This window comes from Paenibacillus xylanexedens (assembly GCF_017874615.1).
Classification (GTDB): Bacteria; Bacillota; Bacilli; order Paenibacillales; family Paenibacillaceae; genus Paenibacillus; species Paenibacillus xylanexedens.
Map to the genome: position 1 here is coordinate 103785 of NZ_JAGIKV010000013.1, position 11809 is coordinate 115593.

General features: G+C 46.5%; 13 protein-coding genes and 1 riboswitch. All 13 genes read right to left on the reverse strand.

Annotated features, from left to right (window positions below; all coding sequences use genetic code 11):
• Window positions 1-2 precede the first annotated feature (2 nt).
• Window positions 3-752 carry a pseudouridine synthase gene (locus J2Z28_RS17775; protein WP_017687660.1) on the reverse strand — a complete coding sequence of 250 codons (750 nt, stop codon included), beginning with the start codon at window positions 750-752 and terminating at the stop codon, window positions 3-5.
• 196 nt (window positions 753-948) lie between these two features.
• On the reverse strand, window positions 949-1767 hold the full coding sequence (locus tag J2Z28_RS17780) for a S1 family peptidase (RefSeq protein WP_211083501.1): 819 nt from the start codon (window positions 1765-1767) through the stop codon (window positions 949-951).
• 63 nt (window positions 1768-1830) lie between these two features.
• The gene (locus tag J2Z28_RS17785; RefSeq protein WP_017687658.1) at window positions 1831-2364 is read right to left on the reverse strand and encodes a spore maturation protein; all 534 of its coding nucleotides are present in this window, start codon (window positions 2362-2364) and stop codon (window positions 1831-1833) included.
• A gap of 6 nt (window positions 2365-2370) precedes the next feature.
• The gene (locus J2Z28_RS17790; RefSeq protein ID WP_036672256.1) at window positions 2371-2997 is read right to left on the reverse strand and encodes a nucleoside recognition domain-containing protein; all 627 of its coding nucleotides are present in this window, start codon (window positions 2995-2997) and stop codon (window positions 2371-2373) included.
• A gap of 31 nt (window positions 2998-3028) precedes the next feature.
• A complete protein-coding gene (locus J2Z28_RS17795) occupies window positions 3029-4216 on the reverse strand; it encodes a D-alanyl-D-alanine carboxypeptidase family protein (RefSeq protein ID WP_211083502.1) in 1188 nt (395 codons plus the stop codon).
• A gap of 130 nt (window positions 4217-4346) precedes the next feature.
• The gene (gene ytfJ / locus J2Z28_RS17800; protein WP_211083503.1) at window positions 4347-4829 is read right to left on the reverse strand and encodes a GerW family sporulation protein; all 483 of its coding nucleotides are present in this window, start codon (window positions 4827-4829) and stop codon (window positions 4347-4349) included.
• Between the two features lie 147 nt (window positions 4830-4976).
• The gene (locus J2Z28_RS31695; protein ID WP_211083504.1) at window positions 4977-5702 is read right to left on the reverse strand and encodes a DUF2953 domain-containing protein; all 726 of its coding nucleotides are present in this window, start codon (window positions 5700-5702) and stop codon (window positions 4977-4979) included.
• Between the two features lie 409 nt (window positions 5703-6111).
• Window positions 6112-6768, reverse strand: coding sequence for an SMC-Scp complex subunit ScpB (scpB, locus tag J2Z28_RS17810; RefSeq protein WP_211083505.1), 657 nt, complete (start codon window positions 6766-6768; stop codon window positions 6112-6114).
• Complete coding sequence (locus J2Z28_RS17815) at window positions 6737-7537, reverse strand: segregation and condensation protein A (protein ID WP_211083506.1); 801 nt, start codon at window positions 7535-7537, stop codon at window positions 6737-6739. The genes scpB and J2Z28_RS17815 overlap by 32 nt, the downstream gene beginning before the upstream one ends.
• A 104-nt stretch (window positions 7538-7641) precedes the next feature.
• Window positions 7642-8109, reverse strand: coding sequence for a 6,7-dimethyl-8-ribityllumazine synthase (ribH, locus tag J2Z28_RS17820; protein ID WP_017687651.1), 468 nt, complete (start codon window positions 8107-8109; stop codon window positions 7642-7644).
• A 102-nt stretch (window positions 8110-8211) separates the two neighbouring features.
• Complete coding sequence (locus J2Z28_RS17825) at window positions 8212-9444, reverse strand: bifunctional 3,4-dihydroxy-2-butanone-4-phosphate synthase/GTP cyclohydrolase II (protein WP_244988366.1); 1233 nt, start codon at window positions 9442-9444, stop codon at window positions 8212-8214.
• Between the two features lie 32 nt (window positions 9445-9476).
• The gene (gene ribE, locus J2Z28_RS17830) at window positions 9477-10145 is read right to left on the reverse strand and encodes a riboflavin synthase (protein WP_074095672.1); all 669 of its coding nucleotides are present in this window, start codon (window positions 10143-10145) and stop codon (window positions 9477-9479) included.
• Window positions 10146-10206: 61 nt separating this feature from the next.
• Window positions 10207-11310 (reverse strand): bifunctional diaminohydroxyphosphoribosylaminopyrimidine deaminase/5-amino-6-(5-phosphoribosylamino)uracil reductase RibD, encoded by a 1104-nt coding sequence (ribD, locus tag J2Z28_RS17835; protein WP_047843583.1) that lies wholly within the window; start codon window positions 11308-11310, stop codon window positions 10207-10209.
• Between the two features lie 323 nt (window positions 11311-11633).
• Window positions 11634-11800, reverse strand: a riboswitch (FMN riboswitch).
• Between the last annotated feature and the right edge of the window lie 9 nt (window positions 11801-11809).

An 11809-nucleotide genomic window follows, 5' to 3' on the forward strand; every position in this document is an offset into this window, starting at 1 on the left:
CATTACCTTTTTTTCATTTTTTTGGCTGGTTCTGATTGTGCGAGGGTAATTAGGTTGTTGACTTCCTCTTTGGTCAGATTGCGTGTCAGACCACGTTTCAGGTTTTGTAGCAAAATACCACCAAATGAAATCCGTTTCAATCGGGTTACCGGATGGTTGATTGCCTCGAACATACGTCTAACCTGACGGTTACGACCTTCATAGATCGTAATGGAAATGATCGACTCATTGGCCGCTGTATCCACATCTTTGTACTCTACCTCTGCAGGAGCAGTCATACCGTCATCCAGCATAATGCCTGTCTTTAATTTCTCCAGAGCTGTACCATGCGGCACACCTTTAACCGTTGCATGATACGTTTTGGGTACGTGATGCTTCGGATGCGTCAGCAAATGTGCAAACTCACCATCATTGGTAAGGATCAATAAGCCCTCTGTGTCATAATCCAGACGACCTACAGGATATACGCGTTCCTTGACACCTTTCAGATAGTCGGACACAATTTTCCGACCTTCCGGGTCAGATGCACTTGTGATTACGCCTTTTGGCTTGTTCAACATCAAGTACACTTTTTTCTCACTGCGGATCGGTTTTCCATTAACCGTAATCATATCCTCTTCGGGGTTCGCTTTTGTACCCAGTTCGGTTACGACCTCCCCGTTAACTTCTACTTTGCCGGACAGGATTAGTTCCTCGCTCTTGCGGCGGGATGCAATGCCTGCCTGTGCGATAATTTTTTGTAATCTTTCCATGTTTGTCATGTCACCTCACACTAATGATACCCATCACGCAGTGAAATCACAAGGATTATCCAAGGATTTTGTAAACTCGGGACACGAATATCCACTTTAGGCTACCTTCCTCCTCGAGATTGACGCAAAAAAGCCTACCTTTACACAACCTGTTGAACACAGTTGGCGTAAAGATAAGCCTTTTTTTAAAAATCATTTAATTGGAAACTTTGCCGGCAACTGCAACCTGTTTTTTGGCAGGTTTAGCGCTCTCTTTAATGAAAGTCTGCAATGTTTTGGAAGTAATATAATAGGTACGTCCACCGTACACAAATGTCATCATACCAATGACCCGATTGCTCTGATCCAGAACAGGGCCACCTGAATTACCTTGTGCCATGGATTTCACAATACTGCCGATTCCCTTTTTACCTGGAACATCCGAGGCTTGGGAACTGAACACTCTGCTTTTGGCTATCGTATTGAAGGTTGAAGGAAAATCTTCATCCAGGATGACAAGATCACCAGCAGGATTTTTGGGGAATCCAATCGTATAGACAACCTGGTTATCCCTTGCATTTGCAAATGCGACCGGTTGGGCATCTATTTCCTTGTCCAGCTTCAGCAGTGCCATATCTGTCACCGGGTCTGTCTTAATAATTTTTGCCTTTACAGGCTTACCCAAGGAACCCGGACTCGCAACAGTCAGTGTACCTTCATCACCATCAGACAGTTCAGCAAAACTCTGAACGACATGATAATTCGTGAGCACTTCATCCTTCGAGATTAGTATCGAGGTACCAACATCATAATATACCATATCGGGTTCATCCTGCTTGACCAAACGTACATTCACGACTGGAAAAGAATCCGCTGTGACTGCCATTTGTGCACGCAGCTGTTTGTCGAAGTAACCTGTAAAATGTATCGTCTGAACGGCTTGAGCTGCCGCCAGCCCCGTTGACCCTGCGAGCATTGCAATAGCAAGCACGCCTGACATTCCGACACGGAGCATTCGTTTCCAACTCTTCTGCATGTCTCACTCTCCTCCGCTATTATTCTAGCATATCTAATATATCGGAAGGAAAGGAGATATCTTTTAACCAAAAACGAGCAAACAAATGGCGAGGGCAGCAATAAAACCAACAACATCGGAAAACAACCCTACTTTGAGTGCATATCGACCGTTCCGTATGCCTACAGCCCCAAAATAAACAGTCAGCACATATAACGTGGTGTCTGTACTCCCCTGAATCGTAGATGCCATACGTCCAATCATGGAGTCGGGGCCATGGGTTTTGATCAGATCGGTTGTAAACGCCAGAGAGCCTGTCCCCGTTAAAGGACGCAGTATTCCGAGTGGCAACACTTCGCCTGGAACACCCATCCAGGACACCAGCGGAGCGAACAGGCTAATTACAAAATCCAGTGCACCCGAGGCACGAAATACGCTGATTGCGACCATCATGCCCACGAGATGCGGAATAATACTGATTGCAGTGGAGAAACCATCCTTGGCCCCATCAACAAAGGATTCGTAAACCGGGACCTTTTTGGTAAACGCATATAATGGAACAAACGCGATAATAACCGGGATGGCCCAGACGGAAATCCAGTTGATGAAGGTTAACAAAGGTGCTCATCCTTTCATGCCGGGATTGCCACTTTTCTGTATGCGCGGCGGTTTGTGTAAAGCTCTGTTTCGATACCAGCGATCGGCGATGATAGCAGCAAGTGTAGCGATAATGGTAGCCATCAATGTTGTTCCCACAATCTCTGTTGCATTGGCGGAATGATAGTTTAAGCGGATGGCGATCAACGTTGTCGGAATAATGGTAATGCTAGCCGTATTCAGAGCCAGTAAGGTGCACATAGCAGGAGAAGCGGTTTGTTTGTCCGGATTAAGCTCCTGCAACTGTTGCATGGCTTTGATTCCCATCGGTGTAGCCGCATTTCCTAGTCCCAGCAAATTGGCACTCATATTGGAGAGAATATAACCCATCGCCGGATGATTTTTGGGCACATCGGGGAACAGGAAGCCCACAACCGGACCGAGCAGCTTGGCAATCCGAGCCAGGAGACCCGCATCTTCAGCCATTTTCATCATGCCCATCCAGAACACAAGCACACTAATCAATCCAAAACAGACCGTGACTCCCGTTGCCGCCCCATCAAAAGCAGCTTGCGTGACCACTTCGATATTACCGTTGACGGCTGCAAAAGCAAATCCGATTAAAATCATGAGCAGCCAAATTAGATTAATCATGGATTATATCCTCCCTTCAATATCGATTTAGCTAAGGAGACAACAGGTGGCTTAACACGGCACGCCATGCAGCTGTCCAGGAAGAGACATCACCGATTCTACCCAGCGTTGCATCTTCTGTTTTCGGTTCAGGAGGAATATAACTGCCTTTGCGATACACGGGAATTGAGCCAACAAGTTTGCCGTCAAGTTGCATATCAATGCGACCTGCTAATCCAAACGAAGGATCTGTCGATTGTTCCTTGCCATCCGTTTCTGATTGGGTGCGACTTTCGTGCAGAATCAACTTTTTGGTCAATGAGCCTTGTTCACTTTTAGCTAGTGGGTACCGGAATCCCCGGCCCGTAACGACATCTGTATTTTGCACAGGCTGTTCTTGCTTGGCGACCTCTACTAACGGGAAGTACTCAAACCCGAAATCTAGCATCCGAGCATGATCGTTCCAATCGTTTCCGTCGTTCAGCGTTACTGCGGCGAGCTGCTGTCCGTTACGTGTAGCGGAGCTGACCAAACATCTGAAAGCTTTTTTTGTGTAGCCGGTTTTCACTCCATCCGCACCTTCATACATCCGCAGCATTTTATTTTTATTGTGCCAAGAGTATTCCCAGCTTTCATTGGGGTTCGGTGCGGATTTGTCCTCTGTGGCTACGATTCGTTTGAACACCGGATTGTGCAATGCATATGCCGTTAATCGGGCCAAATCATTGGCTGTAGAATAGTGACCTTCTGCATCCAGTCCATGAGGGTTCATAAAGTGGGAATGCGTCAGGCCGATTTGCTCCGCCTTTTTGTTCATTAACAGGACAAAGCCTTCTTCCGATCCACCGACATGTTCTGCAATCGCTGAGGCCGCGTCATTGCCTGAACGGAGCATTAGCCCGTACAACATGTTTTCAAGCGTCATCTCTTCGCCTAACTTGAGATAGATAGATGATCCTTCTTTGGCAAAAGCCGAGGGAGACACTTTCACTTTCTCATCCAGCTTGCTGTGTTCGATCGCTACGATCGCTGTCATGATTTTGGTCAAGCTGGCAATTCGCAGTTCTTTATCCCCATCCTTGCTGTATAAGATCCGGCCTGATGTGACATCAATGAGAGCAGCGCTTTGCGCATGTGTAGACGGACCTTGAATCGTTGCCTGGGTTTGAGTAGCCCCTAATGAAGACAGCAAGAAGACAGGGATAAGCATGCATGCAATGACTTTCGTTATTTTTCGCATCAATTCATTCCTCCGGGTCACTTGGAATCTTGTACTATCTTATGTCCGGACAACTTGGAGTATGTCCCATCGGGCAAAAACAGCAAAAATCCCTCACGCTTGGATGCGGGAGGGATCATGACGAAATGATTCAGCTATAGGTTGATGGATCTGGTGTAACCGGTACACCTGTAGTATTCGTTGATGTTGTATTCCGTTGGAACATGCCTTGAATTCGGTCCAAAACATAAGGGGTGGAGTCAATGAGTTTCTCAAACAGATGTGTGGAGTTATCGAGTGGTACAATGTGTACCCCCTGTTTACCTACCACCAGGAACGCAATAGGACGTATGGATACACCCCCGCCACTACCGCCACCAAACGGAGAAGCCACTTTAGCTGAACTCGCATGTTCAGCAGAGGTGCCCGTAGCACCACTTTTGCCACTACTTTCTCCATTGACGTGAAAATCACTTCCACCGGCAGCAAATCCAAATCCCACCTTACTGATCGGCAGAATCACGGTACCATCTGGTGTTTCGACTGCATCGCCAACAATTGTATTGACATCCACCATGGCCTTGATATTTTCCATTGCGGTTTCCATTAAGCCTTGAATTGGATGATCTGACATTTAAATTCCCTCCAGTTTCAATGTAAGCTAGGTTTGATCTAACCATATCATCCCCAAACTTGAAGGGACTTATGTACATAAGCATTTTAAGTACACTCACCGAACCCCAACCTCATATTTCCAAAACAGACCTGATCTGATGGGAATTTATTGTGCTGTCCCACTAAGCTTTTGCTTCTCCTTACGCTTGCGGCGTTGTTCTTGAAGAAGCTTGAACCACATCCGCCATCCGCCTTCGACTTGAAGCACACGGGTGAGTAGTGTAACTCCAGCGATCAGAACGGCTGTAATCCGAATTTTCGCTCTGAAATCAAGCTCCGTTCTAAATTCCATTTCATCGGACCATACCGGCATAACCTGAAGCACAGGTGTTTCATCAAAGCGGATCTGATAGGTGAGAAAACCAATAATAATGGACTTGATACTCCACACCCAGCCCGTCAGCACCGCTGTATATGCTGCATCACCAACGCCGATGTGGGTAGCCCAGGACAGTTGGGTCATATGTACGCGTGTAAGTGTTTGCTTCAGCCACAGCTTGAGCGCGTCCGTTGCCCTAAGCATAATTTTCACATCTTTAGCCCACTTCTTGACTTTGCGTTTGTTGACCCGTTCACTTCCCTGGGCCTCGCCTCTCGAATGATTCATGGATTGTTCGGTCTTGACCAGAAAACCTTCTTTCATATTTCGAAAAACAATACTCGGGATCTCATAGTTAATCCGCACAATTCCATAGAGAAGACGAACATTAATATTGGCGTAATCATCACTTTTATGTTTACTGAATGTAAAATGTACATGAACATTTGAGATGAGGACTGCGGCAATCAGCAATGCGAACAACAAACCGATTCCTCCAAGCCAAATCCACACAGGCCTTACCTCCAAGCCCTCAATTCTTTTCTCGTCTAGTATGGCACTCTGAATAGGAAAAAATTCACGTCTGACCTAAAAATCCCATTTCATATTTGTTTGGAACCGGTCCGTAACCTTTTATATACACAAATTGGACTAAAGATTAGTTACACTGGTCACTCCGATGACAGAATAACCTTCCGATCGCTGTTATCCCCAGATTTTTTTGATTCCCTTCTCTAAAGGGTAAATCCGGGGATAAGCGTATGCTTCCGATGCAGCTTTCTTTCAGAAAGCTTTTAGGCGAACACTCCGTTTCTTCAGATTATTTCTGTCCTCTCGTAAAATCTTCAGTTCAATTTATCTAAAAATAATGCACAAAAAAACCGACTCCACTGATGGGTGTCGGTTAGTATGAGCTTGCAAATTAGAGTGAAGAGTCCGTATTATCGTCTTCGTTGTCAAATTGACTTAGATCATCTGCCGGATCAACAATTTCCGGTTCCAGTTGTTGCAAATCCAGTTTGTTGAATAACAGTTGTGTCTCTTCCTCCAGGTTTTCGGAATCTTCGAACAAACCTGGTTCCGGAAGGTCTTTAATTGAAGCCAATCCGAAATAATCCAGGAATGACTTGGTCGTTCCGTACAGAATTGGTCGTCCGATCGCCTCGGCTCGTCCCACTTCAATAATTAGATCCTTATTCACTAGCGTATGGATGGCCCGCTCCGATTTTACACCGCGGATTTCCTCAATCTCTACCCGTGTAATGGGCTGTCGGTACGCTACAATAGCCAGCGTCTCCAGAGCCGCTTGGGATAAGGACGTACGTGCGGGAGAGTATGCCAGTTTCTCGAAATATACAGCGTGGTCAGGCAAGGTGCCCAACTGAACTACACCAGCGATCTTGAGAATCTGTACACCTCGTCCCTGCTGTGAAAATTCACCAATCATCTCCTCAATCGCGTCCGTTACAAGCTCAACTCGCTGATCGACGATTTCGGCAATTTGTTTGATACTCAGACCCTCTTCTCCGGACAAAAACAGGAGGCCTTCAATAATCGATTTCAATTTCGGAAAATCCATGATTCTTTGTTTCCCCTCTCCACTCCATAACGATATCATCAAACATCCGTTCCTGATAACAGACAATCTGCTTCATCTTCATCAGTTCCAGCACCGCCAGAAAAGTGACAACAATCTCATGGCGATAGATATGCTCATCCATCAACTTGGAGAATAACAGTCTGCCTCCCGGCCCCATACTTTCCAAAGCGCCGATGACATCCCGTATCCGGTCTTTAACCGAAATCTCATCCCGTTTGATTCGGGTTACGGTTGTACGCTTCTCAGCCTTGCGTAGCGCCTTCTGAAATGCTGCAATTAGATCAGAGGTGTGCAAACCCTCAACCGGGTTCGAAGGGGCTTCTACGGGCATATAGGGGCGCAGATCCTCGGGCTCTTTGGAAAATATAAGGCTGCGTTCCCACTCCCGTTCATGAAGATGACGCGCAATTCCCTTGTACTTGCGATATTCTATCAGACGCGCAATCAGCTCTGCACGTGGATCATAATCTTCTTCTTCCATATAATCATAATCCTCGAAATCCTCAATGACCGGTGGTTTGGGCAATAAAAGTTTGCTCTTGATCGACAGCAATGTTGCTGCCATGACCAGAAATTCACTCGTAATATCCAGTTCCAGTTCCTGCATTGAATGCAGGTACGCCATGTATTGATCGGTAATATCGCTGATGGGAATATCCTGGATATGAATTTCAGCCTTATCAATCAGATGAAGCAGCAGATCCAAAGGCCCTTCAAAAGTCTCCAGTTTGTATGTAACTACCGTCACTAGACGAATCCTCCCGCCAGAAAAATACAAAACCCTGCTAAGCCGTCCGAATCCGGTTTCCCGTGTTCGTCTGCGCAAAGCAGGGCACTACTATTAAATAAGCACTATTTTAGCTGTTTCGTCAAGTTTGCCATCTCAATTGCCGCCGTAGCTGCATCCCAACCTTTGTTCCCCGCCTTGGTTCCGGCACGTTCAATCGCTTGTTCAATATTTTCTGTCGTAACCAATCCGAAGATTGTAGGCACGCCAGTTTTCAGGTTAATTGCTGCTACCCCTTTAGCCATCTCGTTGCACACATAATCGTAATGCGTAGTTGATCCACGAATGACAGTTCCCAGGGTAATCACCGCATCATATTTGCCGCTCTCCGCCATTTTCTGCGCAATCAGAGGGATTTCAAATGCTCCTGGAACCCAGGCTACATCCACTTCATCATCCTGCACGCCGTGACGTTTGAATGCATCGAGCGCTGCGCTAAGCAATTTACTGGTGATGAATTCGTTGAAACGTCCAACGACAACTCCATATCTGGATCCTTCTGATACTAAATGTCCTTCAAAAAATTGTGGCATTCAAGTCATCTCCCTAACGGTATAATGTAATGTAAGTAACGGAAATCCCTAAGTAATCTCTTACATAAATTTCATGGTGAACGTTATTCATCTAAAATATATTTACTGTTCGTTCTGCTCGATATCATCAAACTTGAGCATATGCCCCAGCTTGGCTTGCTTGGTATGAAGATAAACCGTATTGTCCTCGTTCTCCTCCATCTGGATCGCGACACGCTCTACGACTTCAAGTCCATATCCTTCAAGACCTTTAATTTTACGAGGGTTGTTAGTTAGCAGTCTGATCTGACGAACCCCAAGGTCTTTCAGAATTTGGGCGCCAATCCCGTAATCACGCAAGTCGGCAGCAAAGCCCAGCTTCAGGTTTGCATCAACAGTATCCATACCTTCCTCTTGCAGCTTATAGGCTTTGAGCTTGTTGATCAGGCCAATACCCCGACCTTCCTGTCTCATATAGAGCAGTACGCCATTGCCTTCCTCGTGAATCTGTTTGAGTGCCGCATCAAACTGCGGACCACAGTCACAACGATGCGAATGGAATACATCACCTGTCAAACATTCAGAGTGCACACGTACAAGTACGGGTTTCGAACCATCAATTTCTCCTTTGACCAAAGCCACATGTTCCTTATTGTCCACAGCGTTTGTATAAGCCACCGCTTGAAACTCACCAAAGTCCGTTGGCATACGCACAGCCACTTCACGTTGAACCAGCTGCTCTTTTTCGTTACGGTAACGAATCATGTCCTGAATACTGATCAGCTTCAGATCATGTTTGCGGGCAATCTCCTGCAGATCCGGAAGTCTTGCCATCGTGCCATCTTCCTTAATTACTTCACAGATAACGCCAGCAGGGTAGGAACCACACATGATAGCAAGATCTACAGCCGCTTCTGTGTGCCCGGCACGACGAAGTACACCGCCGTCTTTTGCAATCAGCGGGAACATGTGCCCAGGCTTACGGAAGTCCCCGGCTTTCGCCTCAGGATCGATCAGACCTTTCACGGTAATAGAGCGTTCATGTGCCGAGATACCTGTTGTTGTATCTTTGTGGTCCACAGAGACAGTGAAGGCTGTTCCATGGAAATCCGTATTTTGTTGAACCATCGGTTTCAGGTTCAGTTCGTCCGCACGTTGTTGTGTAATCGGAACACAGACCAGACCTCTACCTTCAGTAATCATGAAATTAATGACTTCAGGTGTCGCCTTTTCGGCCAAAGCGATAAAATCGCCTTCATTCTCCCGATCTTCATCATCCACAACAATGACGGGTTTACCACGCATGAGATCATATATGGCTTCTTCTATTGTGTCCAGAATGGATTGTTCTGACATTGGTCCACCTCCAGTTAATTTCTGTTCTCTATTTATGCAAATCCGTGATTGGAGAGAAAATCTTCACTGATACTGCGCGGCTTGCCGGCATCCGTCTCCCGATGTCCTCTCCCATACTGGAGCAGATGATCCACATATTTGCCCAAAATATCGCATTCGATATTAATGGTATCCCCTGTCTTTTTCACATTTAGTACAGTTTCACCAATGGTATGCGGGATAATGGAAACCGTGAATGCGGTATCCGATGTATGGACAACGGTCAAGCTAATGCCATCCAGTGTAACCGATCCTTTGGGGATCAGATATTTGAATAACTGGTGATCATCAGGCTTGATCTCAAACACAATTGCATTCTGATCACGTGTTATACTGCCAATCACTCCAGTACCATCAACATGGCCCTGTACGATATGGCCGCCAAAACGACCGCCTGATTGCATGGCCCGCTCCAGATTAACTTTACTGCCAGATTGCAGCTGACTGAGATTGGTATGGCGATAGGTTTCAGGCATTACATCAGCGGTAAAACCTCCACCTTCCAGCGTTGTCGCAGTTAAGCACACGCCGTTCACTGCTACACTATCACCAATCTTCAGATCGTCCATGATGGCGGAAGCTCCGATATTCAGGACCATCGCTTCGCCTTTCCGACCAATACGCCGGATCTGACCGACTTCTTCCACCAAACCGGTAAACATGCTGCCGCCTCCCTTTTTCAAGTTATAAAGAACTTAACTTTTTACTTTAAAATCCATTTATTTATTCAGGCCACACCGGAATACCGCCAATGCTGATATTATCTCCAACTTGTTCGATCTCCAACTGATTCAATTGAATAGCCTGATTCATACGTTCCACACCCTCGAAGCGGAAGCTTCCAGGTGTATCATAACCGCCTACAATCTTCGGAGCGATAAACATGAGCAGTCGATCAACCAACCGTGCCTCCAACATGGCTCCATTCAAGGTACCTCCACCTTCAAGCAAAATCGAACCTATATCACGTTCACCCAACTTGCTAAGTCCGCTTAACAGATCCACACGTGGTCCAGGACCACAGCGTATAATCTCGACGCCGTAGGCTTCCAAACGTTCAGCAGCTTCAGGACTGGCTTCGTCTGTTGTCAGCACCCATGTTGGAGCAAGACCATCCTTAACCATTTTGGCACCTACGGGAAGACGTAACTTGGAATCCACTACAATGCGCACTGGACTAATGCCTTCGACTTGCAAACGGGTAGTAAGTTCCGGATTATCGGCGATTACCGTGTCGACGCCAACCATGATTCCCTGGTGACGATGACGAAGGGCATGCACAATCTCACGAGCGGGCTCGTTAGAGATCCACTTGCTGTCTCCGCTGCGAGTAGCAATTTTCCCATCCAAAGTAGTAGCCGTTTTCAGTGTCACAAAAGGTAGACCCGTTGTAATAAACTTAATGAATTTTTCATTCATGCGTCTTCCACGCTCACGCAGTACGCCAACTTCAACTTCAATGCCTTGTTGACGAAGCATGCTTATACCCCTGCCGGATACTTGCGGATTTGGATCTTCACAACATACCACAACACGTTTCACCTTTTCATGAATCAGGCGTTCACTACAAGGTGGCGTCTTGCCATAATGACTACAAGGCTCAAGTGTAACGTATACCGTACTTCCCTCTGCATCACTGCCTGCCATGTTAAGTGCATGCACCTCTGCATGACCGGTTCCACGTTTCAGATGGCTCCCCAGGCCTACAATACGGCCTTCTTTCACAACTACACATCCAACAACCGGATTAATCCCCGTCTGTCCCTGTGCTCGTTCCGCCATATCCAATGCCAGTGCCATATAAAATTCATCATTGATCATTTCCAAATCCGTTCACCCCGCGGTTTAAAGTCTTGTTTATTAAAAAATCCCCGTCGAACAATCAGTTCGATGGGGATGATGAGAGACAAATGTCACCAGCAGGAGTGAAATGGATACAGCACGCCAACACTTTGCCCAAAACTTCATTTCGGGCAAGTGAAAATAGACACATACCTTAATGAACATCAATTACAGGTAAAGAGCTTTTATAGTGCGGCATATGTATGGAACTTTCCGGCGTAACCGGATCTTCCCTGCACAGTGCAAGACATCACACATCGTGACTGTGCAGCAATACTCCTGCTGAATGCAAACCTGTTAGGTCTGCACCTCTCCTTCTCCCATCCAGACTATACTGTCGGTTCTGGAATTACACCAGATCAGCCATCTGCCAAGGGCAGACAGGTCACGGACTTTGCATCAAGTGCTGGACATATGTCCTTACACTTCCTGCATCACCGCCGGTAGGGAATTGCACCCTGCCCTGAAGGATTGCTTTCGTTAT

Excerpts from the sequence above, each read along its gene's own strand:
- J2Z28_RS17775 (WP_017687660.1), bottom strand. The coding sequence starts at position 752 with ATGGAAAGATTACAAAAAATTATCGCACAGGCAGGCATTGCATCCCGC.
- ribH (WP_017687651.1), bottom strand. The coding sequence starts at position 8,109 with ATGCCACAATTTTTTGAAGGACATTTAGTATCAGAAGGATCCAGATAT.
- ribE (WP_074095672.1), bottom strand. The coding sequence starts at position 10,145 with ATGTTTACCGGTTTGGTGGAAGAAGTCGGTCAGATCCGGCGTATTGGT.
- J2Z28_RS17795 (WP_211083502.1), bottom strand. The coding sequence starts at position 4,216 with ATGCGAAAAATAACGAAAGTCATTGCATGCATGCTTATCCCTGTCTTC.
- ytfJ (WP_211083503.1), bottom strand. The coding sequence starts at position 4,829 with ATGTCAGATCATCCAATTCAAGGCTTAATGGAAACCGCAATGGAAAAT.
- J2Z28_RS17825 (WP_244988366.1), bottom strand. The coding sequence starts at position 9,444 with ATGTCAGAACAATCCATTCTGGACACAATAGAAGAAGCCATATATGAT.
- J2Z28_RS17790 (WP_036672256.1), bottom strand. The coding sequence starts at position 2,997 with ATGATTAATCTAATTTGGCTGCTCATGATTTTAATCGGATTTGCTTTT.
- J2Z28_RS17780 (WP_211083501.1), bottom strand. The coding sequence starts at position 1,767 with ATGCAGAAGAGTTGGAAACGAATGCTCCGTGTCGGAATGTCAGGCGTG.
- scpB (WP_211083505.1), bottom strand. The coding sequence starts at position 6,768 with ATGGATTTTCCGAAATTGAAATCGATTATTGAAGGCCTCCTGTTTTTG.